Genomic DNA, 23,621 nt, shown 5'->3' with positions numbered 1-23,621 from the left:
TAATCCCTCCTAGTCCTCTGAAATCCAGCTGCGTAATAATTTAGCAAATTCTTCCGGCTTGTCATTTGCCATCTTTTCAAGTTGTTTTCTACGAATAACTGATTCCGAATCCTTTTCTTGATTCATTTCTGGTAGTTCTTTGGATTCCTGTGCCACTGTTTCAGATTCCTCTACTACTCTTTCTTCTTTATCTTTTCTATTGCGTAACAACATCACCACTAAAACAATAATGATCAGCAGTAATATTCCACCAGCAATATACATCCACAAAGGTATCACTGGTAACTTGTTATCAGGTAATTTTGTACTTTCGCTAAATTCCTGGAAAACAATAGATACCTTATCCTCAGGTTGGACTTCACCATATTCCGCATCAATTGAAGTCGTTACCATCGAGTTAAGAATTGAGGATATCCCTTCTTCTACAGCAGTAATATCGGGTTCTGATAAGTATTGTATTTCCTCACCATTACGACTCTTAACATTATTAACTGCTACTTGTATTCCTAAATCTCTAATATTATATGGGCTTTCGACAATCTCTTTTCTTATCTTATTATATTCATTGTTAATCGTTTCTTTTACTAACTCGTATTCTCCGCCTTCACCTTCGACTGCTTGGTATCCAGGTATATCTTCATCACCTGTGCCAACTACTCCGCCCATACCCGGGTAACCCGAATATGTTTCATGGATTGTTTCAATACTGACTGGTAAACCTTCCATTGTTTCAAGGTTAACTGGTTCAACAATTTCTTCTACACGGTTTTCTTTAGTGAAATCGATGTCTGAAGTCACTGAAACGATGACATTCTCTGGTCCTACCATAGCGCCTAGCATTTGTTGCAATCTTCTTCTGATGTCGCGCTCAATATCTTCCTTTACGGACTGCTGATATGTATAAACATCCTGGTTATTGCCAGTATTCTGTGCGTTTTGGTCAAAGTATTCAAAGTATTGATTCATAATAACAATATTCTCAGGTGATAGTTTTGGAACTGCTTTTGATATCAAATGATATAAAGTCTCTATCTGGTTTCCTTGAAACTCATAGCCTGGCTGGGTCTCGACAACAATTGAGGCACTTGCAAGTTGCCCTGAATCACTAACAAAAACAGGGTCTTTAGGCATATTGATCATAACTTTAGCATCTTCAATACCTTTAATCCCTTTAATTAAATTAGCTAATTCTGTTTGCATGGCATCTAGCTTAATCATGCTGAATTCATTGTCTGTTATCCCCCATGAAGCGTTTTGACTAAAAAACGAGTAATCGATGTTTCCACTATTAGGGATCCCTTGCCCAGCTAAATCTACTAATAAACCATTTACATCTGTTTCAGGTACCATTATCGTTGTACCGCCATCTTCTAGAGCGTATTGAATACCTCTAGAATCTAACTCCGTTTTAATTTGCCCGACTTCCTGTAGAGACAAATTGTTATACAACGGGACTAAATTTGATTTATTTGAGAAAAGTGCTATTCCTATAATGAGAAAAACAATAATTGCAATCGATCCCAAAAAGATTCCTTTTTGACTTTTCGACCGGTTTATCCAAAAGGATTTAGCTGAATCTTTCCATTTCAGTATTTTTTCTTTCATATATTCCCCCGCCAAATTTCAAGTAAAAAATAATAGTATATATTAGGACCTGCTAACAAAATTAGACCTGCATACGCATGATTTCATTGTAAGCATCAATAACTTTGCGCTGAACTTGTACGGAAGTTTCCAGTGTTATACTGGCTTTTTGCGCAGCAATCATTACGTCATGAAGATTTTCAACATCGCCTCGTGCGAAAGCTTCAGTCTTTTGGTTAGATACTACTTGTGACTTATTTACACTACTTATAGCTGTTTTTAAGGTATCTGCAAAATTCGCCTGTGCATCACCAGGGGATATTTGGTTTGTGGTTTGATTTACTGGCATAATTGATTTTGATATTCCATCTATAAACTGTGACATGATAGTTCACCTCTTTATACTATTTTCCGATTTCTAATGCTTTTAACAACATGCCTTTTGTAGCATTTAAGGCTGTTACATTTGCTTCATAAGATCTAGTTGCACTCATTAAATCTACCATTTCCTTTAATGGATCAACATTTGGCAGTTGTACATAACCTTCAGGGTTTGCATCCGGATGGTCTGGATTATAAACCAATTTAAACGGTGATTCATCTTCTACTATTTGTGAAACTTGAACTCCAGCACTATTAGTAGAGTTACTAGCTTTATGTAGAAAGGATTTAAAACTTCCTTGTGCAGGCTCTAACGCAACCATTTTTCTTCTATATGGTTCCACTTCGCCGTTCTCGTTTACAGTAGCCCTTGTTGTTTGCGCATTTGCAATATTCGAAGACACTACGTCCATTCGCAATCTTTGTGCGGTGAGTGCACTCGCACTAGTATTTAATGCACCAAAAATTGACATTTTAACGCCCTCCTCTAATTACTGTTTGTAGACTGCTAAACTTTCCAGCTAGTCTGTCCACTAATCCTTGGTAATAGATTTGATTCTTTGCCAACTCTGCCATTTCCTTATCTACATCAACATTATTTCCATTATGATTATACATAGTATCTTTTGAATCTCTTATTTGATATGAAGTATTAGAGGATTCATTTGAAAAGGATAGGTGTTTTGGATTTGTTTTTTTTGCATCAAACGTTGATGTCATAGCACTGTTTAACACGTTTTTAAAGTTAACTTCTTTACTTTGATAATTAGGTGTATCAATATTTGCGATATTACTTGAAATAATTCTATTTTTAGCCGATGAATAATCTAAGGAATTCTCTAGACTATTAATCGTTCCTCCGAATAAACCCACATGACCCCTCCTAATTCAGCAAAGACTATTTTTTTTTGACAGTCATAATTTGCTTAACACTTACGAACATTGTAAATTATAGTAGAAGTATTGTCTATGTAATTTCGACATATTGCGACTTGGGAATATAAAATAGTTAATATTAATCAGGACTTTATACCTGTTTTTTCAGATATTTAAAATAAAAAAGGAATCAAACTGGTATTGTTTACCAGTTTGATTCCTTTTTTTAACTTAATTATTATATAAAATTGAAGATTGTTGGGTAACAAATTCTAAGCTTATCTAGAGCGAAGTTTTTCAAGCTCAACTAAGAATTTATTATTAAGAACCTTAATATAAGTTCCTTTCATACCTAACGAACGAGACTCGATAACGCCTGCACTTTCAAGTTTACGCAATGCATTTACTATAACTGAACGTGTTATACCAACACGATCTGCAATCTTACTTGCTACTAGTAAACCTTCGTTACCGTTTAACTCTTCAAAAATATGATCAATTGCTTCAAGTTCGCTGTACGAAAGAGAGCTAATTGCCATTTGAACGACAGCTTTGCTGCGTGCTTCTACTTCTATTTCTTCTGTTTTTTCATGTAGAATTTCCATTCCAACAACTGTTGCACCGTATTCAGCTAGAAGTAAATCATCATCACTGAAACTTTCTTCCAATCTACTTAATATTAGTGTACCAAGACGATCTCCACCGCCAATAATTGGCACTATCGTAGTTAATCCGTTTTGGAACAACTCACGGTTTTCAACTGGGAATGCCGTAAATGAACTATTGATATCCAAGTTGGGAGTTGTTTCATAAATTGAGAACAACCCTTGTGTATATTCTTCCGGAAACTGTCTGTCCTCTAACATTGACTTCATACGATCATTTTCAATCTCCTGATTAATTGCAAAACCTAAAAGTTTACCGCGGCGACTTAAGATAAACACATTCCCTTTAATAACATCCCTAAGTGAAGCAGACATCTCATTAAAGTCCACCGATTTCCCCGTTGCTTTTTGTAACATAGCATTAATTTTTCTTGCGCGATTTAAAAGTTCCATAATAATCCTCCATTTCATTATTTTAATTTATAGTATAAATTGGCTTAAATCCCTATTCTTTACAATAGAACTTAGTTTTTTATCAACATACTCCGACGTGATTTCAATTTTATCCATCGTAATATCTGGAGCCTCATATGATAAATCTTCTAACAACTTCTCTAATATAGTGTGTAAGCGACGTGCACCAATGTTATCTGTTTCTTGATTTACTTCAAAAGCTATTTCAGCTATTTTATCTACAGCTTCGTCGGTAAAGACTACATTTATACCCTCAGTCTTAATCATTGCCTGGTACTGCTTCAGTAAGGCGTTTGATGGTTCAAGTAAAATCCGCTTGAAATCATTTACTGTTAATTTTTCGAGTTCAACTCTTATTGGAAATCTACCCTGTAACTCCGGAATTAAATCCGATGGTTTTGCCATATGAAAAGCCCCTGCTGCGATAAATAACATATGATCTGTTTTTACTGAACCATGTTTTGTCACAACAGTTGATCCTTCTACAATAGGCAAAATATCACGCTGGACACCTTCTCTGGAAACATTTGCTGAATTCTCCTGTTTGCCAGCAACTTTATCAATTTCATCAACAAATATTATCCCAGATTGTTCTGATCGAGATATTGCTTCTTGTGCTACTTCATCCATATCGACCAGTTTTTGTGCTTCTTGTAAAGTTAGGATCTTTCTTGCTTCTGAGACTGGTAATTTTCTCTTTTTCTTTTTCTTTGGCATGAATTGTCCAAAAGCATCCTGCATATTCATACCCATTTGTTCCATCCCGGAACCCTGCAGCATATCAAACATCGATTGAGGTGATTCTTCAATATCCACCTGTACTAAATGATCCTCTAGCTCACCCATCGCTAGTTTCTGCTGAGTCCGCTGTCGCTTATTCCTGATTTCCTCATTACCCTCATTGTCTTCATCATCTTCATCATCTTCATCATCATTAGATGAATTTGAGAATAACATTCCAAAAGGATTTTTGTTGCCTGTGTCTTTCTTCACTTGAGGCACTAACAGTAATACCAGCTTTTTGTTGGCCTCTTCCACAGCTTTTTCCTCAACTTCATTCATCTTTTCTTCTTTAACCATTCTAATCGACATTTCAACTAAATCACGTACCATTGATTCTACATCACGACCAACATAACCAACCTCAGTAAATTTTGTGGCCTCAATTTTTACAAAAGGTGCCCCAACCAGTTTCGCTAACCTTCTAGCTATTTCGGTTTTACCGACACCTGTTGGACCGATCATTAAAATATTCTTAGGTACAATTTCGTCCTTAATAGAATCATCTAACTTCATACGGCGGTAACGATTCCGCAAAGCTACAGCAACAGATTTTTTGGCTTGATGCTGACCAATTATGTACTGATCAAGTTGTTCTACTATCTGCTTTGGAGTGTAATCATTCCCCATAGGTTTAGACCTCCTTATCACTCTAGTACTTCCAGTGTAATCTGATCGTTTGTGAAAACACAGATTTCACCAGCAATTGTAAGAGCCGCGTGGGCGATTTCTTTAGCAGTCAGGTTATCTGCAAACCTTACCAATGAACGTCCGGCGCTTAATGCATAGTTACCACCTGAACCTATAGCTAGAATACCATCGTCAGGCTCAATAACTTCTCCAGTACCAGATACAAGAAACATGTTTTCCTTGTTCATGACGATAAGCATAGCTTCTAGTTTTCGTAAGACCTTATCACTTCTCCACTCTTTAGCAAGTTCAACTGCCGCTCTAGCCAAATTACCATTATAGGTTTCAAGCTTGCTTTCAAACTTTTCAAAGAGAGTAAATGCATCTGCTACTGAACCAGCAAAGCCAGCTAACACTTGCCCATTAAACAATGTACGTACTTTACGAGCCTTATGTTTCATAACAACTGCGTTTCCTAGAGTAACCTGGCCATCTCCACTCATTGCGCATTGACCATTGTGCGCAATTGCAAAAATAGTTGTTGCATGCATCTGATTTGACACCTGCATCACCTCATAATCAATTATTGGCCCTTGGATGAGCCTTCATATACACATTTCGCAACTGATTTTTCGTTACATGTGTATATATTTGTGTAGACGATAAGCTTTCATGACCTAACAATTCTTGAACAGTTCTTAGGTCAGCACCTTCATCAAGCATATGTGTTGCGAATGTATGACGTAATTTATGTGGGTGAACATGAATAGTCAATGATGCTTTTTCAACCATTTTATTCAAAATAAGTCTCATTCCTCTAGCTGTTAAAGGTGTGCCCTTCGAATTTAAAAATACTGCATCTGTTGGTGCATTTGACTTTTTAAGCAGTGTTTTTCTACCTTCATTCATATAGGTTTCAAGTGCAATCTCAGCAAAACGCCCAAAAGGTACGTAGCGTTCTTTTCTTCCTTTACCAAGTATAAGCATCGTTCCAATTGTATAGTCTATATCTTGGATTGATAGGCCTTCACACTCACTAACCCGTATTCCAGTAGCATAAAACGTTTCTAGCAATGCTTGATTACGCTGACCTAATGGATCATTCATATCATTTACTTCGAACAACTTCTCCAACTCTTCACGATATAAAAAACCTGGAATAGGTTTAGTTGCTTTTGGCAAAGTAATCTGTAAAAAAGGGTTGTTTGTTACCTTATTTTCTCGTTCTAAAAAACGATAAAAACTGCGTAAGCTAGAGATCAATCTCGAAACAGTTCGCCTGCTTAACTTTCTTTCATATAATGAATTTAAAAGAACACGAACTGTGCGCTGATCTACCTCAGACAGATTTTTAATTGCTTCACTTTTTAGAAACCGATGATAAGTTTCCAGATCATTCAGATAATATTTTACAGTATATGGAGATGCGTTTTTTTCAATTTGCAAATACTCCATGAATGCTTTGCTATAATCCTCTAATTGGTACAAATTTGTCACCCCATTTATCAGCGAATAAATCATACCACATTCCAAATTATAAAGCAACGGAATACACAAAATTATAACAAAATTCTGAATTGATGCAAGTTTTTTTAACTTTTAAAAATTTGAAAACCAATTCTTGAAACTCCTTCAGAACTTACATTGTCACTGATCAACGAAAGATTCCTGATTAAAATCACTGTCAAGTATATTAGCCTTACCAATTCGTAATTATAACTTCTTCAAATATAATAGTCAATCAGTAACTATTCAAGTATTCGAAAAAGTTTTTACAACCTTGTTAAAGGGAAGTTTTTATATTATTGACAAAAAACTATTTTAATAACCCTATTTCAGTTATTTTTTCTTTAGTCGATTTAGTACCAAGTTCATAAAGCTTTTGATATAGCTTAATCAAATCCTGGTCATATTTCTTTCTTTCATCATCCACGCCCCATTCATCAAATGGTTTGTTTAAATAATCTGTAGCTTGTTTGCCATTTTTTTCTTTTTCAAGAAGTAACATCTCAACCTCTTTAACTTCATCATGATTAGCAACGATCTCATATTCAACCCCATTCCCCGGGATTGAGAATTGTCTTATTTCTTCTGTATCAACAGTTACAAAATAATGTTTTTTTTCGGTCATTTTTATTACCTCCTCTATTTTGTACTTCCCCCTTTAGCGAAAAACTAAAACTATAAAAAAAGAACTGCTCATTAACTGAACAGTCCTTCATAATTTTGAATGTTTAATTTTGAGTCTTTTCTTTGTAGTCACAATTTGTGCACTGAATCTGTGTTTCCTTTTTGCTCTTTTTTTCTACCAATAATGACTCGCATTTAGGACATGGTCTTGCTATTGGTTTATCCCAAGAAACAAATTCACATTCCGGAAATCTATCACACCCATAAAACATGCGACGTTTTTTTGATTTTCTCTCTACAACATTTCCTTCTTTGCAATTCGGACATTTTACACCGATTTCTTTTAAAATTGGCTTTGTATTTCTGCATTCCGGAAAATTTGAACAAGCAAGGAATTTTCCGTATCTTCCCATTTTATATACCATTTCATGCCCACAGTTTTCGCAATCAATACCTGCTGGCTCATCTCTGATCTCAATTTTTTCCATTTCTTTTTCTGCAACTTCCAGACGCTTATTAAAGCCTAAATAGAATCCATCAAGTATAGTTACCCAATCACTCTTACCATCTTCAATTGAATCTAATTCACCTTCCATTTTGACCGTAAAATCAACATCGATTATTTCCGGAAAAAATTCCTGGAGTAGCTCAATTACGATACTTCCAAGTTCGGTTGGTATGAATCTTTTATTATCTATGCTCACATACCCTCTACGTTGAATCGTATCAAGTGTTGGAGCAAACGTTGATGGTCGTCCTATTCCTTGTTCTTCCATTGAACGCACTAGCCGTGCTTCCGTGTATCTTGGAGGCGGCTGCGTGAAATGCTGATTAGGATTTATTTCGTTGGTAGTTACTTCCATACCCTCTTTTATATCCGGCAAATATTTACTGTCCTCATTTTTGCCATCATCTGTTCCTTCAATATAAACAGACATGAATCCTTTGAATTTAATTTTTGATCCAGTTGCCCGAAACTCAACACCATTGTTAATCATGTGTACCGTCATTGTATCCATAATTGCAGGTGCCATCTGACTTGAAACAAATCGTTCCCAGATTAATTTGTAAAGCTTATATTGATCGTTAGATAATTGTGGTTTTAAGGATTTCGGGTCACGCATAACAGATGTCGGTCTAATTGCTTCGTGTGCATCCTGAGCGCCTTCTTTTTGTTTTACCGGCTTGGATTGACCAATAAATTCCTTGCCATGTTTCTCTTCAATATAATCTTTTGCTTCTGTTTTTGCAGTCTCTGATATACGAGTAGAGTCTGTACGCATATAGGTTATTAAACCTGTAATGCCACCAGCTTTTTTACCTAAATCAATTCCCTCATATAGTTGTTGTGAAACCATCATTGTTTTTTTTGCTCTGAAGTTTAATTTTCTTGCAGCTTCCTGTTGAATGGAGGAAGTTGTAAATGGTACGGCTGGATTCCTTTTTCTTTCACGCTTATTGACTTTGTCTATTTTAAAACTTTTTTCTTTTAATTGGTTTAATACTTCCTTAACTTCTTCTTCGGTTTTTAATTCTTTTTTCTTGTTATCGATTCCATAAAAAGTTCCTTCGAATACCTCTTTATCTTTCATGAAATTAGCTTCTATTGACCAGTACTCTTCAGGGGTAAACTTTTCGATTTCTTTTTCACGGTCCATAATCATTTTGACTGCTACCGACTGAACTCGACCAGCACTTAGTCCTTTTTTAACCTTTTTCCAAAGTAATGGACTTATGTTATAACCTACTAATCGGTCTAAAATTCTTCTTGCTTGCTGCGCGTTCACTAAGTCAGTATTAATCGATCTCGGATGTTTGAATGATTCTTTAATCGCGTCCTTTGTAATCTCATTAAAAACAACTCGGCATTCTGACGTTTCATCAATATTAAGACTATGCGCCAGATGCCATGCAATAGCTTCACCTTCTCTGTCCGGGTCAGCTGCGAGATATACTTTTTTAGCCTTTTTAGCTGCGCTCTTTAGGGACTTTAGTACATCCCCTTTACCGCGAATAGTAATGTATTTTGGTTTAAATCCATCTTCTGTATCAACGCCCATTTGGCTTTTAGGTAAATCACGAAGATGACCCATGGAAGCTTTTACTTTATATTTTTTCCCTAAATATCGTTCAATCGTCTTTGCTTTAGCAGGCGATTCAACGATTACAAGATAATCTGACATCCATTCATCCTCCTATAAAATGAGGTCCCTAGTTTTAAGTTTAAATCTTCACTAATAGTAAATATATACTTCTTATTTGTCAAACATGCTATTTCTAATTTTTTTCTAAATTCATAAAATTGCCTACCACTGATTAATCCAATTTTCCTTTCCCCTGCTCCAATCTTCCATTATATCTTCAGGGCTGATTACTAATTTGGCTCCGTCCTGAATCATTCTATTACAACCAATAGATTCAGGAACAGTTGGCGAGTCAGGAACCGCATATACTTCTCTTCCCTGATCCAGTGCCTGATCAACTGTGATAAGTGTACCGCTCCGTTCCTTAGCTTCTATAACTAAGGTACCAAAGCTTAAACCACTTATGATCCGGTTTCTTTCAGGAAAATGAAACCGGGCTGGCGGTTTATTCGGGGGGTACTCTGATAATACTAAGCCTTCTTTAGTTATTCGGTCAAACAATGCGACGTTTTGCCTGGGATAAATATGTTCAAAACCACCACCTAATATTGCAATGGTTTTGCCATTAAATCTCAAGGCAAATTGATGAGCATAACTGTCTATCCCCTTTGCCATACCACTTATAATTACCCAATCTTCCTGGATAAGTTTTGGTAAAACCAGATTCATCTTAGTCAACGCATGTTTTGATGGTGATCTGGTTCCAATAATACTTAAAGCTGGTGTATGCCTCAGGATCGACACATCACCACGCGTATATATGACTAGTGGAGGATCTTTTATTGTTTTTAACACAGCTGGATATGACTCGTCAACTACTGTCAAGATAGTATAGGAGTTAAGATCTCTGATAATCTCCTTTTGGAGGGTAAGGTCGTGAAGATCATGATGAAGTGGTCTAGCATTGTTTGGGGGAATAGCAAACCGACTGGTAAGCTGAGACAAGGATAGATTGTATATAGTAGATAGCCTGGGGTCAATAGTAAGCATGTACATGATGGTTCGCCTAGTGATGCCTCTACAACGATTTAAATGGATAATTCGATTCCGTAATGATGCCAACTAACCACTTCCTTGTAAATTTTCTATTGGAATAAGGAACCAAGGACAAAATATCCTTGGTTCCTCTAAAAATTTAATGTGTTTTACACTTATCCTGTAAATTATTTTCTTTTAATGCTTTGATCATCGTTTCTCCCATAACTGCTGGGGTTTCAGCTACTTTAATACCACATTCGTTCATTACACGGATTTTTTCATCTGCAGTACCTTTACCACCTGAGATGATTGCACCAGCATGTCCCATGCGCTTGCCAGGAGGTGCAGTTGCTCCTCCAATAAATCCAACTACTGGCTTCTTCATATTGGCTTTTACCCACTCAGCAGCCTCTTCTTCAGCAGTACCGCCAATTTCACCAATCATGATAACAGCTTCAGTTTCAGGGTCATCGTTAAATGCTGATAATACATCAATAAAGTCCGTTCCATTTACAGGATCTCCACCTATACCAACAGCTGTTGATTGGCCATACCCTGCCTCAGATAATTGATGAACTGCCTCGTAAGTCAATGTTCCTGAACGTGAAACGACTCCAACATGACCTTTTTTATGAATATAACCTGGCATAATTCCAATTTTGCATTCTTCAGGTGTAATTACACCTGGACAGTTTGGTCCGACTAAACGCGTCTTTTTACCCTGCATGTAACGTTTTACCTTAACCATATCAAGTACCGGGATATGTTCAGTAATACAGATAGCAAGATCAAGTCCTGCGTCCACAGCTTCGATGATTGCATCAGCAGCAAACGGAGCAGGAACATAAATTACAGATGCATTAGCTCCGGTTTGATCAACAGCATCTCTTACTGTATTAAATACAGGTACTCCTTCAACCTCTGTACCGCCTTTTTTAGGTGTTACTCCACCAACGATTTTCGTACCATATTCAAGCATTTGCTTGGTATGGAATCGAGCTGTACCACCAGTGATTCCTTGGACAATTACTTTTGTATCTTTATTAACATATACACTCATTTTCGTCCGTCCTTTCTACGCAATCATTATACGTTTTCTCATAACAATCAGAAGCAGTTTACCTGTTCAGTATAAACGCACTGAACAAGTAATTTTAGGCTCTTACTTTACCATTGAAACGATTTTTTCAGCACCGTCAGCCATTGAGTCAGCTGAAGTAATATTTAAGCCTGATTCGTTTAATATTTTCTTACCTAAATCAACGTTTGTACCTTCTAAACGTACAACTAATGGAATTTCTAGACCAACTTGTTTAGTTGCCTCTACGACACCGTCAGCAATAACGTCACATTTCATAATACCCCCGAAAATATTAACGAATATTCCTTTTACATTCGGATCTGACAAAATAATTTTAAAAGCTTCAGTAACTTTCTCCGCAGTCGCGCCGCCCCCTACATCAAGGAAGTTAGCGGGATCGCCGCCATAATGCTTAATAATGTCCATTGTAGACATAGCAAGACCAGCACCATTAACCATACAACCTATATTTCCATCTAATGAAATATAGCTTAAATCATACTTAGATGCTTCAACTTCTTTTTCGTCTTCTTCGTCTAAGTCGCGGTAATTTTGAACGTCTTTTTGACGGAATAATGCATTATCATCAAAATTTAACTTGGCATCTAAAGCTAGCACTTCACCATCACCAGTTGTAACTAATGGATTAATTTCTGCAATTGAGCAATCCTTCTCAACAAATGCTTGATAAAGACCCATCATAAACTTAACCGCTTTTCCAAGTAGCTCATCTGGAATATTGATATTAAATGCTAGTCTACGAGCTTGATATCCAGATAGTCCAACCACTGGATCAATTACCTCTTTGAAGATTTTCTCAGGTGTTTCTGCAGCAACTTCCTCAATTTCTGTTCCGCCCTCTTCCGAAGCCATCATAACAACTGCTGAAGTAGCACGGTCAAGAACAAGACCTACATAATATTCCTTTTTAATATCGCATCCTTCTTCAATAAGCAAGCGTTTAACTTCCTTACCTTCTGGACCAGTTTGGTGTGTAACTAGAGTTTTACCTAAAATCTCATCCGCATATGTACGAACTTCGTCCAAGTTTTTAGCAATCTTCACTCCGCCAGCTTTACCACGTCCACCAGCATGGATCTGTGCTTTCACCACTGTTACAGAAGACCCTAATTTCTTAGCAGCTTCTACAGCTTCGTCTACTGTATATGCAACATGTCCAGTTGGAACATTTACACCATAGCTTCGCAAAATTTCTTTGCCTTGATACTCATGAATGTTCATCTTTCATCCTCCCATCAAAATTCACTGCATTCCTATTGTATTAAAAAACAACAAAATTCACAAGGAATAAAGAAAAGCGGTGGCGACTGTTCAGCGACGTACAATTAGATAGGCCGGTGAAAAGTACGTTGAACTGTACGTACGATCATCAGGACTAATCTAATTGCTAGTTGCTAGGAGCCACAGCTGGACAAGAAAAGCGGTGGCGACTGTTCAGAAGCAGACGCATAAGTAAGAGACCAAACTTTAGAAGTGCTAAAATATTTTATTAGCAGAATCTGCCTTTTTATCTGCACGATAGACAAATGCAAACACTTCGGCAACCGCCTGATACAATTCTTCCGGGATAGTTTCATTTATGTTTAATTCTGCTAATAGTTCAACAAGAGAGGCGTCCTCCTGGATTGGAACATTATTCTGTTTGGCTTTTTCGATAATATTTTCTGCAATTATTCCTTTGCCTGAAGCTGCAATTGTTGGTGCATGATTGCTATTTTGATCATAGCGAAGGGCAGCTGCTTTCGTTCGTTTCTCGCTCATATTCGATAGTCCACCCCTTGGTAGGAATTGTTTTCTGTCTTTACTGCTGCTCTTTCTTTATCAGGATCCATTTGCTTCAAAGGTTTTACTAAGACAGTTGACAAATGATAATCCAATTTACCTAGACCTTCTTTTAGCACAGCTTTTACTGCTTGAGCACCTTCTAATATAGATGTATTATCGTTGAAAATAGTAACTGAAACAGCTCGCTTTTGTACGTTCATATCTATAACAGTTTCACGTAAATTGGTTAAATCTAAATAAAACAAAATTCGACAATAGTCGGGGTCAATTTTTCCCGACTCTGTTTTTTTTCCTTTAAATTCAAGTTGCAAGTCTTTGTTTAGTGATAGCTTTTCACCTGGAACCAATAGACTTGCCTGCAAAAAATTGGGCGTCTCAGTTACGGATTGTATTTGCATACCGTTAATAAAATGAAGGAGTTGCTGGGCTCTTTCATTTATCGCTCCATCACTTTGCTGCAATAACTGGATAATCATTGACTTTATAGTAGCAGTTTGCTGTTCTGGCAAATCATTTGCTATGTTATATTCATGAGCAAATCCAGCTGATTGTAACACGCGATTAATCTGAGATAAAAACTGCTCATTTGGCTTACTCAATAACAATTCATTTCCTCGCTTTGTATTGTTTACAAGCTGTTCAATTTGTTCATAGTTCTGCTTACTTGACAATGTTTTAAGTGTTGATTCCAATGCCGCTAAGGATGTTGGGTTATTTTTCAAAAGAGTTTCTACATGTAATTGTTGTTTATCTGGCATTAGTGGCAAAAGCTTGCTCTCAATTTGTATTTTCAGTTTCAAAAAATCATCATCAGCCAGTGGAGTTTGATAGATAGTGGCCTTCTTAATGGCTGCTGAGAACTGTTGCAAAATTGTCTGCGTCTGTCTTATAATAGGTTCTTTATTTTCTACTATTTCACCCAAGAACGTCAGTACTTCGGAATTATTCAGGTTAAAAGGTAAAGAAAAGGAAGTTAGTGATTGATTTGTCGTTTTGACTGTTTGGACAGGTACATCTCCAACATTTTTTCTCACTAAATTTTGCCACTCATTTTTCCAGGATGAAAAGTCCACTTTCTCGTCCACGAGACCTATAGTTTTGGCTGATGTTAAAAAATTTGTCTGGTTAGCTTCTATCTCTGCCATTATATGTTTAATTAGTAAACCCTTGTTTAAGTCAGTTTGATTTGTAAAATTAGATAATTTTTCCACCAACATCTGTTTCAACGGAGTTGGCTTTGGGTCTTGTCTCATTTGTTGGAGTAAACCGGAAAGTTGCTCAGTAAAACCAGTTGTAGATTTTGTTGATATAGCTTGAAAAACGGCCTCATTTAATGGCAATTTGCTTTGAATCATATTCTTAATTACTGAAAGTGCTTGTGGCTTGTTGCTAGAACCTTCTAGAAGATGAAATGCTTTAACTAGCTGCTCCCTATCAAAGGGCACCTTATCTTTCGTTAACTGCTGTGTAAGGGCCATATTTAGCCTGGTCGTTTTTAAACCTAAATCTTTCAATAGTGCATTTGTATCAGCATTCATATTACGCTGCAGTTGTTGACCAATCACCTTCAAATGGGTAACGTCTGTATTTGATTTCACTTGAAAGTGATAGTTTTCACTAATTGTTAATGAGGCCTCTAATTGAGCAACCATCGAATGTGAACCTATTTGTATTTGTGCCTTATTGTTAAGAAATAGTTTAACAATTTTCCCTTGAACAATTTGTCCAGGCTTAAAAGATGGCAATGTATGGCTCACTTTGGTTGTGCTCAATCGCTTAGACAGAACATCTTGTATACTCAACATAGATACCTCCTTTTATCGAATAATTTCACTTCTAATTGGTGCAAATGATTTTCGATGGAATGGTGTAATACCATATTTATGTAGCGCTTCTATGTGATTTCTAGTACCATAACCCATATTGGAATTGAAATCGTAATAAGGGAAGTCTTTATGTATTTTTTTCATAATTGTATCTCGTGTTACTTTTGCTAAAATGCTTGCCGCAGCAATTGTAATACTCTTTTGATCACCTTTTACAATGGATTCTGAAGTACAAGAAACGTTTTCAAGTGGGACAGCATCAATTAAAACGTGATCTGGACTTGGTTCCAGCTGGCTTAACGCGTCAAGCATTGCAATCTTTGTTGCTTCATAGATATTCACTTCATCAATTGTTTGATTACTTATAATTGCTATTCCGTAACTAACTGCCTCATTTTTGATAATCGAGAAAAATTCGTTTCGCTTGATTTCATTTAACTGTTTGGAATCATCTAATCCTAATAATTTAAAATTCCTAGGCAAAATAACCGCCGCAGCTACCACAGGTCCTGCCAACGGCCCTCTTCCAGCCTCGTCAATTCCCGCAATATGATTAGCACCACTTGAATAGCTTTTTTCTTCAAACTGACTCATTTCAGTAAAGCGAAGTTCTAATGCCTGTTTTTTCTCTATTTTTTTTTGATAGGACTTCCATAACTGTTGTACCCCTTTTCTAGGGTCATGTTGTATAATTGAAATGTCCGAGTTGGTAAGACTACCTTGATCTAGTAATTGTTTGATTTCAGCAATTGATTTATTTTTCATACGTTACCTTCTTTATCGGTTTATTTTACATTATTTCGTACCTAGTTTATAAAGTAAATCTCTCTTTCTTTTATCGGCTTTCACCTGTTTTGCAGTATAAACCATTTTAGATAAAAAATGTGGCACCCATCCTAAGATGCAATGCCACTGTTATTTTACTGCTTCTAATGTTATCGGCCCTAATCTACCGGAGCGTAAATCCTGGATAACTACTTCAGCTACTTTATCGTAGTTAACATTTCCACCACCCTCAAGACAACCACGTTTCCTTCCAATTGCTTCAAATATATCAACTATATCCTTATGGTCATCTTCAATATTGTAACGTTGTTGAAGTAAAGTAGGATAATGTTCTTGAAAATAATTAATAACAAATATGGTTATATCCTGAAGTGAGAGTAATTGATCTTTGATTGTTCCTAGTGCGGCTAAACGCAATCCAACCTTTTCATCCTCAAATTTAGGCCATAGAATTCCAGGAGTATCAAGAAGTTCAAAGTCTTTTTTAACTTTAATCCATAGTTGCTGTTTAGTAATACCAGGGCGATCCCCGGTTTTTGCTGCCTTTTTATTTGCTAAACGATTAATTAGTGTGGACTTGCCTACGTTCGGGATACCAACTATCATTGCTCTTGATGCTCTTGGTTTTATTCCTTTTCTCTTTAATTTATCCATTTTCACTTGACCAAGTACCTTTGCCTGGTGAATTACCTTTTGAATATCGCCTTTATCATTGACATTGACAGCAATTGCAGTTATATCTCGTTCATGAAAATAAGTAATCCACTTGTCAGTCTCACGATTATCTGCCAAATCTTTTTTCATCAAAATTATCATTTTCGGTTTACTTTGTAAGACCTGCTGGAGCATTGGATTTTGAGATGATAATGGAGCTCTTGCATCCACTAATTCCATTATAAAATCCACAAGCTTCAATTTTTCCTCTACTTGTCTGCGCGCCTTAGCCATATGCCCTGGAAACCACTGTATTGTCATGTTAACACCCTATTCTTCTTAAAAAATTGACTTGTCACTTATTTTTTCTATACTTTCAAATAGATTAAACGTCATCAGTATTCAAAATATCTATTCGATTTAATGGCCAATAAATTAAGCTTGTTTTACCAACTATTGTGTCTTGTGGAATCAATCCTAATACACGACTATCAGATGAATTATTTCTATTATCTCCTAATACCAATACGTACCCCTCAGGTATCTCCTTATATCCACCAGGTAAATCTTCTAGTCGGAAACCTTCTGTTAATGTCTGGTTAGGTTCTTTTTGTGATTTTATTTGTTGTAAAAAGTTCTCCTGGATAGGTTCACCGTCAATTAATAAAACGTCATCTTTTACTGCCACATGTTCTCCAGGTAACCCAATTACCCGCTTTATAAAGTCCTGCTCTTCGTTAGCATGAAATACTATAATATCAAAGCGCTCTGGATCATCTATTGAATAGATGAATTTATTAACTATCATTTGATCCTGATTATGTAATGTGGGCTGCATCGATGGTCCATCTACTACAATTGGAGCAAAAAAGAACATCCGCACGATAAAGGCTAAAGCAAAAGCAATCAATAGAGCCTTTATCCAGTCAAACCACTCATTTTTCAGCTTAGACATATGGTTTTCCTCCGAAATATTTAAAATATGCATCACGATTACGCTATTAGAAAATTATACTGATAGCAACTAAAAACTTAGTATAAAGTAAAAAAAGAGCTTGCATACAATGCCAAGCTCTTCTACCACTAATTTATGATTAGCGATGTACACGACGTTCTTTAATACGTGCTGCTTTTCCACGTAGGTTACGTAGATAATAAAGCTTCGCACGACGAACAACACCACGTCTTGAAACTTCAATTTTATCAATTTTAGGTGAATGAAATGGGAATGTACGCTCCACGCCTACACCGTAAGAAATTTTTCTTACTGTAAATGTTTCACTTATTCCACCATTTTGACGTCTAATTACAACACCTTCATAAACCTGGATACGCTCACGAGTACCCTCGACAACTTTAACATGTACTTTTACAGTGTCACCAGGACGAAAGTCTGGGTGGTCTGCACGGATTTGATCTTTTGTAATATCTGCAATTAAATTTTGCATTATATCTCTCTCCTTCCAAACTAATGTTCATAACTCACTAAGGACAGCGGAACATCGTTTATAATGCCTAAGAATCCAACTTAAGCACAATTATTAATATACCATATACGCAAAACTAGTTCAACTACTTTTTCAAATGAAGCTAGCTTCATTTGAAGTTATAGATTGTCATCACCATTTATGATTTGATCAAGAAACTTGCTTTCATCAATCGACAATGTACGTGAGTCAATCAATTCTCTTCTTCGTTCATAAGTGCGTTTGAGTGATTGCTTTTTTCTCCAATCACGGATCTTACCATGATCACCAGATAACAACACATTCGGCACACTCATTCCACGAAAAACTGCTGGCCTTGTATAATGTGGGTGTTCTAATAAGCCAGTGGTAAAAGAATCTTCAGGGGCAGACTCCTGATTACCTAACACATCAGGTAACAAGCGTACTATACTATCAATAACTGTCATTGCACCTAGTTCTCCACCTGTTAAAACATAATCCCCTATCGATATCTCATCAGTAACCAAGTGCTCTCTAATACGTTCATCGTACCCTTCATAATGGCCACAAATAAATACTAGACTATCTTCTTTAGCCAACTCTTCAGCTTTCTTCTGATTGTATGTTGCACCTTGGGGACACATCAAAATAACACGTGGTTTGCTCGAGTTACTTTTGGTGACTGATTCAACTGCATCAAATATAGGTTGTGGAGTTAAAACCATTCCGGCGCCCCCACCATAAGGATAGTCATCAACATTCTTATGTTTGTTATCCGAAAAATCACGAAAATTGACCAGATTGTAACTAAATTTATTTTTGTCCTGGGCCTTTTTCAATATGGAGGAGTTGAGCACTCCTTCAATCATCTCCGGGAAGAGCGTTAATACGTCAATATGCATTAATCTAATAGTCCTTCCATTGGGTTTATAAAAACCTTTTTAGCATCAATATCTACTACCTTAATAACATCCTCGATATATGGAATTAATAAGTCTTTACCTTTTGGTTGTTGAACTACCCATACATCATTAGCCCCTGGGGACAATATTTCCTTAATCGTTCCTATTTTTTCTTCATTATCCGTAAAAACTTCACACCCAATGATTTCGTGATAATAATATTCTTCTTCACCTAAATCAGTTAATTGATTTTCATGAATTTTGAGGTGAGCTCCTTTGAAATGTTCAACTTTATTAATATTGTCGAGGTCTTCAAAGAAAATTAAATCAAAGTTTTTATGAATACGATGACCTGCAATTGTAAGCTTAATAGGGTTTTCTGCATCTCTTACCAAATACACTGTTTTACCAACTGAAAAACGTTCTTCAAAGTCACTTATTCTTAGAACTTTCACTTCTCCTCGTATACCATGAGTGTTTACAATCTTGCCTATATTAAACATCTTATCTTCCATTTTATCACCTACTATTCATCGATTCGGATGACTACACCATCTTTAACAATAATTGCTGTTTCATCCATAATATGGTCCAAATGCGATCCAACTTTAACTTCAACAAGAGCTTCAACTTCTTTTTCAGTAATTTCACTACCTATTTCTAACGTATCCAATTGTTCAATTTTGAAATCAACTAGCTTCATTTTTTCTTTACGATTTTTAACCTCTTGTTGAAAGCGCTGATAAACCTCTTCTTTTGATACCCCAGATTTATTTTGGAATTTCCGTTGTTCAAACAACAATTGTTGACACTCTTGTTCAAGTCGCATTTTATGGTCTGTAAAGTTTCGCTTCAGATCCTCTTTGCTTTTATCAGTGATTACTTGTTTGATTAGTACTTTTCTAATTATCTCCAAACGATCTCACATCCTCTTAACTTAGAAGAATAAATAAAACATACCACGTGAGCACCTACACACTTTGATGTTGACTAGATGCTAGATAAAAAAACGAGTAAAGGGGAAAGGTATCCCCTTCCCCTTACATGATGTCCAAATATATACGTTTGTTTGCATCCGACTTGGCTGCATAAACAACCGTGCGGATAGCCTTTGCAATACGTCCATTCTTGCCAATAACCTTGCCAACATCTTCTTGATTAACAGTAAGGTGATAAATGATTTTGGTTTCTTCTTCTGTCTCTGTGATAACTATATCATCAGGATAATCAACAAGTGGCGTTACAATGGATTCAATTAGGGCTTTCATGAGATCACACTACTTTACTTTTGATTTTTAGAGTCGTGGAATTTTTTCATGATGCCTTCTTTTGAGAAAAGATTGCGAACTGTATCACTTGGTTTTGCACCTTTTGCCATCCAGTCTAATGCTTTCTCTTCATCTATCTTAACCTCAATCGGATTAACAACTGGGTTATATGTTCCAATTTGTTCGATAGAGCGTCCGTCACGTGGAAAACGTGAATCAGCTACAACTACACGATAAAATGGATTTCTTTTTGATCCCATACGTTTTAAACGAATTTTAACAGCCATGTTCTTGCACCTCCAATAAAAATGTTTTACACAATTTTAGATTCTATCAGATATCTGTTTGTCTGTAAAGTGTTTTTACATTACAATGAAAAAATTGTTTTACTACCGCCTTTATGGCATTGTCCAATTATTATTAATAAAACGTTTTTGTTTTATTACATGAACGGAAAATTCATTCCTTTACCTTTTTTGCCTTTCTGCATATTGGTCATTTGCTTCATCATCTTTTTCATTTCATCGAATTGTTTTAACAAACGATTAACCTGAGCAACAGATGTACCTGATCCAGCAGCAATACGCTTTTTGCGACTGGCATTCATTAAACTAGGTTCCTGTCGCTCTTTTTTAGTCATAGACTGGATGATAGCCTCTACATGTGAAAGTTGTTTTTCATCTAACTGGGCATTTTTTAAACCCTTCATTTTACCTGCACCTGGAATCATTGCCATAAGATCATCCAACGGTCCCATGTTTTTCACTTGACCCATTTGTTCCAAAAAGTCGTCAAAAGTAAATGACATTGTTCGCATTTTTTCTTCTAATGCTTTTGCCTGCTTTTCATCAACGTTGGTTTGAGCCTTTTCAATTAAGGTTAGAACATCTCCCATACCAAGAATACGGGATGCCATACGATCAGGATGAAAAGCTTCAAATTCATCCAGTTTTTCACCTATACCTGCAAATTTAATGGGTTTATCCGTTACTGCTTTAATTGATAACGCCGCACCACCACGCGTATCACCATCAAGCTTCGTTAGGACAACTCCAGATATATCAAGTTGTTCGTTAAAGCTCTCTGCTACATTCACTGCATCTTGACCAGTCATCGCATCAACTACAAGAAATATTTCATCTGGTTTTACATTGGTTTTTATCTCCTGTAACTCACTCATTAAATCCTGGTCAACATGTAAACGACCTGCAGTATCGATAATCACATAATCATTATGTTCCTCTTTCGCTTTTTCAATTGCCTTTGTTGCAATATCAACGGGATTAGCTTCAGTTCCCATTGAAAAAACAGGCATATCCAGCTGTCCACCAAGTGTTTCAAGTTGTTGGATAGCTGCTGGGCGATAGATATCACAAGCAACAAGCAAAGGCGAGCGATTATATTTTTTTCGAAGTAAATTTGCTAGTTTTCCAGTGGTAGTAGTTTTACCTGCACCCTGAAGACCAACCATCATAATAACAGTAGGAGATTTGTCGGCCACAGCAATTTTACTTTGTTCGCCTCCCATTAGCTCAGATAATTCATCTTTTACAACTTTTATTACCTGTTGACCTGGTGTGAGACTTTCCATAACTTCCTGACCAGATGCACGTTCTTTTATGCGTGCAATTAGATCTTTTACAACCTTAAAGTTTACATCTGCTTCAAGTAGTGCCAGACGGACTTCTCTTGTCATTTCTTTAATATCCTGTTCAGATACTTTACCTTTACCAGTAATTTTTTTTATTGTCCCTTGTAAACGGTCGGCCAGTCCTTCAAATGCCATAGAAGGTGTCCCCCTAATCTATTTCTTTTAATTTTTCAAGCATGCGTTTCATATCACTTGTGATTGTATTCTTGTCAATACCCTTTTCGATCTCATCCAATATCTGAACGCGGGATTTGAATTTATCGTATAAAAGAAGCTTTTCCTCATATGACTCTAGCATCTTTTCAGTGCGTTTAATATTGTCATAAACCGCTTGCCTGGAAACCTGTGACAGTTCAGATATTTCACCTAATGAATAATCCTCTAAATAATACATTTCCATATAATTACGCTGTTTAGGTGTTAGTAGTGCCTGGTAAAAATCAAACAAGTAATTGATACGAGTAGTCTTTTCTAACATCCAAACACCCCTTGTTAAGTGAAATACCTTTACAATACATCTTAACCAAATTCATTTTGCCCTGTCAAGCCAAAAGCGCGTTGTTCTTCTCATTGGGAGAGAAGGTATCGTTTAAAAAAGTACGAACTAATAATCAGTATCATCCTCTAGCATATCAGCAAACAAACCAAATACAAAGGCTTGTGCGTTGAACTTTTGAAGGTCAGTTATTTTCTCTCCTAAGCCAACATATTTCACTGGTATACGCAGTTCATTTCGAATAGCTAAAACAATTCCACCTTTAGCAGTACCGTCAAGCTTGGTTAATACAATACCAGTAACGTTTGTTGCCTCCAGAAATGTTTTTGCCTGACTCATCGCATTTTGACCCGTTGTGGCATCCAACACTAACAATACCTCATGTGGCGCGTTTGGTACTTCACGCTCAATGACACGTTTAACCTTTGCTAGCTCGTTCATTAAATTCACTTTATTTTGCAGGCGGCCAGCTGTATCACAAATTAACACATCTGCACCACGTGTCTTTGCTGCTTTAATCCCGTCAAAAATAACCGCTGCTGGGTCACTACCAGCTTTTTGCTTGATAACATCAACGCCCGCACGTTCTCCCCAAACCTCAAGCTGTTCAATAGCGCCTGCGCGGAAGGTGTCACCAGCGGCTAACACAACTTTTTTTCCATCTGATTTGAGCTGATGTGCTAGTTTTCCAATTGACGTCGTCTTACCTACACCATTAACCCCAACTACCAACATAATTGTTAATTCATTGTCTTGAATATTTAGTTCTTCGACACTAGCCTCATCATCACCATAATAAATTTCCACCAGTTTTTCAGAAATTACATCTTTAACTTCTTTCGTATCTTTGATATTACGACGTTTTACTTCCATTTTCAACTCTTCAATTAAATCCATTACTGTCATTACACCAACATCAGCAGTTATTAAAACCTCTTCTAATTCTTCAAAGAAATCCTCATCAACTTTACGATACCGGGCAATCAAATCATTAATTTTACCTGAGAAGGAGTTTCTGGTTTTTGTCATACCCTCTTTATATTTGGTTGATATTTCCTCTTCATCATTTTGCTTAAATTTATTTTTTAATTTATCCATAAATCCCATTAAACTGTTCCTCC

27 protein-coding genes are annotated in these 23,621 nt (G+C 36.4%); all 27 read right to left on the bottom strand.

All coding sequences use genetic code 11. The features are described 5' to 3' along the window. Window positions 1-9: 9 nt before the first annotated feature. Entirely contained in the window at window positions 10-1,605 is a 1,596-nt protein-coding gene (fliF, locus tag ACOI1D_RS01475) for a flagellar basal-body MS-ring/collar protein FliF (protein WP_422498634.1), read from the bottom strand. A 61-nt stretch (window positions 1,606-1,666) separates the two neighbouring features. Then, window positions 1,667-1,969, bottom strand: coding sequence for a flagellar hook-basal body complex protein FliE (gene fliE / locus ACOI1D_RS01470; RefSeq protein ID WP_422498632.1), 303 nt, complete (start codon window positions 1,967-1,969; stop codon window positions 1,667-1,669). 19 nt (window positions 1,970-1,988) lie between these two features. Next, the gene (gene flgC / locus ACOI1D_RS01465; RefSeq protein ID WP_422498630.1) at window positions 1,989-2,438 is read right to left on the bottom strand and encodes a flagellar basal body rod protein FlgC; all 450 of its coding nucleotides are present in this window, start codon (window positions 2,436-2,438) and stop codon (window positions 1,989-1,991) included. 1 nt (window position 2,439) lies between these two features. Continuing rightward, on the bottom strand, window positions 2,440-2,838 hold the full coding sequence (gene flgB / locus ACOI1D_RS01460; protein ID WP_422498628.1) for a flagellar basal body rod protein FlgB: 399 nt from the start codon (window positions 2,836-2,838) through the stop codon (window positions 2,440-2,442). A gap of 281 nt (window positions 2,839-3,119) precedes the next feature. Next, window positions 3,120-3,899 (bottom strand): GTP-sensing pleiotropic transcriptional regulator CodY, encoded by a 780-nt coding sequence (gene codY / locus ACOI1D_RS01455; protein ID WP_422498626.1) that lies wholly within the window; start codon window positions 3,897-3,899, stop codon window positions 3,120-3,122. Window positions 3,900-3,926: 27 nt separating this feature from the next. Beyond that, the gene (gene hslU / locus ACOI1D_RS01450; RefSeq protein WP_422498624.1) at window positions 3,927-5,330 is read right to left on the bottom strand and encodes an HslU--HslV peptidase ATPase subunit; all 1,404 of its coding nucleotides are present in this window, start codon (window positions 5,328-5,330) and stop codon (window positions 3,927-3,929) included. A 17-nt stretch (window positions 5,331-5,347) separates the two neighbouring features. Continuing rightward, a complete protein-coding gene (gene hslV / locus ACOI1D_RS01445) occupies window positions 5,348-5,893 on the bottom strand; it encodes an ATP-dependent protease subunit HslV (protein WP_422498622.1) in 546 nt (181 codons plus the stop codon). A gap of 16 nt (window positions 5,894-5,909) precedes the next feature. Continuing rightward, a complete protein-coding gene (xerC, locus tag ACOI1D_RS01440; RefSeq protein WP_422498771.1) occupies window positions 5,910-6,818 on the bottom strand; it encodes a tyrosine recombinase XerC in 909 nt (302 codons plus the stop codon). 328 nt (window positions 6,819-7,146) lie between these two features. Next, window positions 7,147-7,461, bottom strand: a complete 315-nt coding sequence (locus ACOI1D_RS01435) for a hypothetical protein (RefSeq protein WP_422498620.1) — start codon at window positions 7,459-7,461, stop codon at window positions 7,147-7,149. Window positions 7,462-7,564: 103 nt separating this feature from the next. Continuing rightward, entirely contained in the window at window positions 7,565-9,643 is a 2,079-nt protein-coding gene (gene topA / locus ACOI1D_RS01430) for a type I DNA topoisomerase (protein WP_422498618.1), read from the bottom strand. A gap of 123 nt (window positions 9,644-9,766) precedes the next feature. Continuing rightward, window positions 9,767-10,666 carry a DNA-processing protein DprA gene (gene dprA, locus ACOI1D_RS01425; RefSeq protein WP_422498616.1) on the bottom strand — a complete coding sequence of 300 codons (900 nt, stop codon included), beginning with the start codon at window positions 10,664-10,666 and terminating at the stop codon, window positions 9,767-9,769. Window positions 10,667-10,739: 73 nt separating this feature from the next. Further along, window positions 10,740-11,642 (bottom strand): succinate--CoA ligase subunit alpha, encoded by a 903-nt coding sequence (gene sucD, locus ACOI1D_RS01420; RefSeq protein ID WP_422498614.1) that lies wholly within the window; start codon window positions 11,640-11,642, stop codon window positions 10,740-10,742. A gap of 102 nt (window positions 11,643-11,744) precedes the next feature. Beyond that, window positions 11,745-12,905, bottom strand: coding sequence for an ADP-forming succinate--CoA ligase subunit beta (gene sucC / locus ACOI1D_RS01415; protein ID WP_422498612.1), 1,161 nt, complete (start codon window positions 12,903-12,905; stop codon window positions 11,745-11,747). A 255-nt stretch (window positions 12,906-13,160) separates the two neighbouring features. Next, window positions 13,161-13,445 (bottom strand): EscU/YscU/HrcU family type III secretion system export apparatus switch protein, encoded by a 285-nt coding sequence (locus ACOI1D_RS01410; RefSeq protein WP_422498611.1) that lies wholly within the window; start codon window positions 13,443-13,445, stop codon window positions 13,161-13,163. Next, window positions 13,442-15,271: a hypothetical protein gene (locus tag ACOI1D_RS01405; RefSeq protein WP_422498609.1), complete on the bottom strand. Its 1,830-nt coding sequence runs from the start codon at window positions 15,269-15,271 to the stop codon at window positions 13,442-13,444. The genes ACOI1D_RS01410 and ACOI1D_RS01405 overlap by 4 nt, the downstream gene beginning before the upstream one ends. A 15-nt stretch (window positions 15,272-15,286) precedes the next feature. Beyond that, a complete protein-coding gene (locus ACOI1D_RS01400; protein WP_422498607.1) occupies window positions 15,287-16,060 on the bottom strand; it encodes a ribonuclease HII in 774 nt (257 codons plus the stop codon). A gap of 150 nt (window positions 16,061-16,210) precedes the next feature. Continuing rightward, window positions 16,211-17,056 carry a ribosome biogenesis GTPase YlqF gene (gene ylqF / locus ACOI1D_RS01395; protein ID WP_422498605.1) on the bottom strand — a complete coding sequence of 282 codons (846 nt, stop codon included), beginning with the start codon at window positions 17,054-17,056 and terminating at the stop codon, window positions 16,211-16,213. A 64-nt stretch (window positions 17,057-17,120) separates the two neighbouring features. Continuing rightward, entirely contained in the window at window positions 17,121-17,690 is a 570-nt protein-coding gene (gene lepB, locus ACOI1D_RS01390) for a signal peptidase I (protein ID WP_422498603.1), read from the bottom strand. A gap of 139 nt (window positions 17,691-17,829) precedes the next feature. Then, the gene (gene rplS, locus ACOI1D_RS01385) at window positions 17,830-18,183 is read right to left on the bottom strand and encodes a 50S ribosomal protein L19 (protein ID WP_422498601.1); all 354 of its coding nucleotides are present in this window, start codon (window positions 18,181-18,183) and stop codon (window positions 17,830-17,832) included. Between the two features lie 158 nt (window positions 18,184-18,341). Then, on the bottom strand, window positions 18,342-19,085 hold the full coding sequence (trmD, locus tag ACOI1D_RS01380) for a tRNA (guanosine(37)-N1)-methyltransferase TrmD (protein WP_422498599.1): 744 nt from the start codon (window positions 19,083-19,085) through the stop codon (window positions 18,342-18,344). Then, window positions 19,085-19,600 (bottom strand): ribosome maturation factor RimM, encoded by a 516-nt coding sequence (rimM, locus tag ACOI1D_RS01375; protein ID WP_422498597.1) that lies wholly within the window; start codon window positions 19,598-19,600, stop codon window positions 19,085-19,087. The genes trmD and rimM overlap by 1 nt, the downstream gene beginning before the upstream one ends. Window positions 19,601-19,611: 11 nt before the next feature. Further along, the gene (locus tag ACOI1D_RS01370) at window positions 19,612-20,001 is read right to left on the bottom strand and encodes a YlqD family protein (protein ID WP_422498595.1); all 390 of its coding nucleotides are present in this window, start codon (window positions 19,999-20,001) and stop codon (window positions 19,612-19,614) included. A gap of 124 nt (window positions 20,002-20,125) precedes the next feature. After that, the gene (locus tag ACOI1D_RS01365) at window positions 20,126-20,353 is read right to left on the bottom strand and encodes a KH domain-containing protein (protein ID WP_422498593.1); all 228 of its coding nucleotides are present in this window, start codon (window positions 20,351-20,353) and stop codon (window positions 20,126-20,128) included. 14 nt (window positions 20,354-20,367) lie between these two features. Then, on the bottom strand, window positions 20,368-20,640 hold the full coding sequence (gene rpsP, locus ACOI1D_RS01360; RefSeq protein WP_422498591.1) for a 30S ribosomal protein S16: 273 nt from the start codon (window positions 20,638-20,640) through the stop codon (window positions 20,368-20,370). Between the two features lie 155 nt (window positions 20,641-20,795). Next, window positions 20,796-22,139, bottom strand: coding sequence for a signal recognition particle protein (gene ffh, locus ACOI1D_RS01355; protein WP_422498589.1), 1,344 nt, complete (start codon window positions 22,137-22,139; stop codon window positions 20,796-20,798). Window positions 22,140-22,152: 13 nt separating this feature from the next. Beyond that, entirely contained in the window at window positions 22,153-22,482 is a 330-nt protein-coding gene (locus ACOI1D_RS01350; protein ID WP_422498587.1) for a putative DNA-binding protein, read from the bottom strand. A 126-nt stretch (window positions 22,483-22,608) separates the two neighbouring features. After that, window positions 22,609-23,607: a signal recognition particle-docking protein FtsY gene (gene ftsY / locus ACOI1D_RS01345; protein ID WP_422498585.1), complete on the bottom strand. Its 999-nt coding sequence runs from the start codon at window positions 23,605-23,607 to the stop codon at window positions 22,609-22,611. Window positions 23,608-23,621 lie beyond the last annotated feature (14 nt).

This window comes from Virgibacillus sp. DJP39 (assembly GCF_049310925.1).
Lineage (GTDB): Bacteria > Bacillota > Bacilli > Bacillales > Amphibacillaceae > Virgibacillus_F.
This window is presented reverse-complemented; position numbering and strand designations above follow the sequence as displayed.

Coding starts and splice junctions, on each gene's coding strand:
- fliF (WP_422498634.1), bottom strand. CDS start 1,605: ATGAAAGAAAAAATACTGAAATGGAAAGATTCAGCTAAATCCTTTTGG.
- fliE (WP_422498632.1), bottom strand. CDS start 1,969: ATGTCACAGTTTATAGATGGAATATCAAAATCAATTATGCCAGTAAAT.
- flgC (WP_422498630.1), bottom strand. CDS start 2,438: ATGTCAATTTTTGGTGCATTAAATACTAGTGCGAGTGCACTCACCGCA.
- codY (WP_422498626.1), bottom strand. CDS start 3,899: ATGGAACTTTTAAATCGCGCAAGAAAAATTAATGCTATGTTACAAAAA.
- hslU (WP_422498624.1), bottom strand. CDS start 5,330: ATGGGGAATGATTACACTCCAAAGCAGATAGTAGAACAACTTGATCAG.
- ACOI1D_RS01435 (WP_422498620.1), bottom strand. CDS start 7,461: ATGACCGAAAAAAAACATTATTTTGTAACTGTTGATACAGAAGAAATA.
- topA (WP_422498618.1), bottom strand. CDS start 9,643: ATGTCAGATTATCTTGTAATCGTTGAATCGCCTGCTAAAGCAAAGACG.
- sucD (WP_422498614.1), bottom strand. CDS start 11,642: ATGAGTGTATATGTTAATAAAGATACAAAAGTAATTGTCCAAGGAATC.
- sucC (WP_422498612.1), bottom strand. CDS start 12,905: ATGAACATTCATGAGTATCAAGGCAAAGAAATTTTGCGAAGCTATGGT.
- ACOI1D_RS01410 (WP_422498611.1), bottom strand. CDS start 13,445: ATGAGCGAGAAACGAACGAAAGCAGCTGCCCTTCGCTATGATCAAAAT.
- ACOI1D_RS01400 (WP_422498607.1), bottom strand. CDS start 16,060: ATGAAAAATAAATCAATTGCTGAAATCAAACAATTACTAGATCAAGGT.
- ylqF (WP_422498605.1), bottom strand. CDS start 17,056: ATGACAATACAGTGGTTTCCAGGGCATATGGCTAAGGCGCGCAGACAA.
- lepB (WP_422498603.1), bottom strand. CDS start 17,690: ATGTCTAAGCTGAAAAATGAGTGGTTTGACTGGATAAAGGCTCTATTG.
- rplS (WP_422498601.1), bottom strand. CDS start 18,183: ATGCAAAATTTAATTGCAGATATTACAAAAGATCAAATCCGTGCAGAC.
- trmD (WP_422498599.1), bottom strand. CDS start 19,085: ATGCATATTGACGTATTAACGCTCTTCCCGGAGATGATTGAAGGAGTG.
- rimM (WP_422498597.1), bottom strand. CDS start 19,600: ATGGAAGATAAGATGTTTAATATAGGCAAGATTGTAAACACTCATGGT.
- ACOI1D_RS01365 (WP_422498593.1), bottom strand. CDS start 20,353: ATGAAAGCCCTAATTGAATCCATTGTAACGCCACTTGTTGATTATCCT.
- rpsP (WP_422498591.1), bottom strand. CDS start 20,640: ATGGCTGTTAAAATTCGTTTAAAACGTATGGGATCAAAAAGAAATCCA.
- ffh (WP_422498589.1), bottom strand. CDS start 22,139: ATGGCATTTGAAGGACTGGCCGACCGTTTACAAGGGACAATAAAAAAA.
- ACOI1D_RS01350 (WP_422498587.1), bottom strand. CDS start 22,482: ATGTTAGAAAAGACTACTCGTATCAATTACTTGTTTGATTTTTACCAG.
- ftsY (WP_422498585.1), bottom strand. CDS start 23,607: ATGGGATTTATGGATAAATTAAAAAATAAATTTAAGCAAAATGATGAA.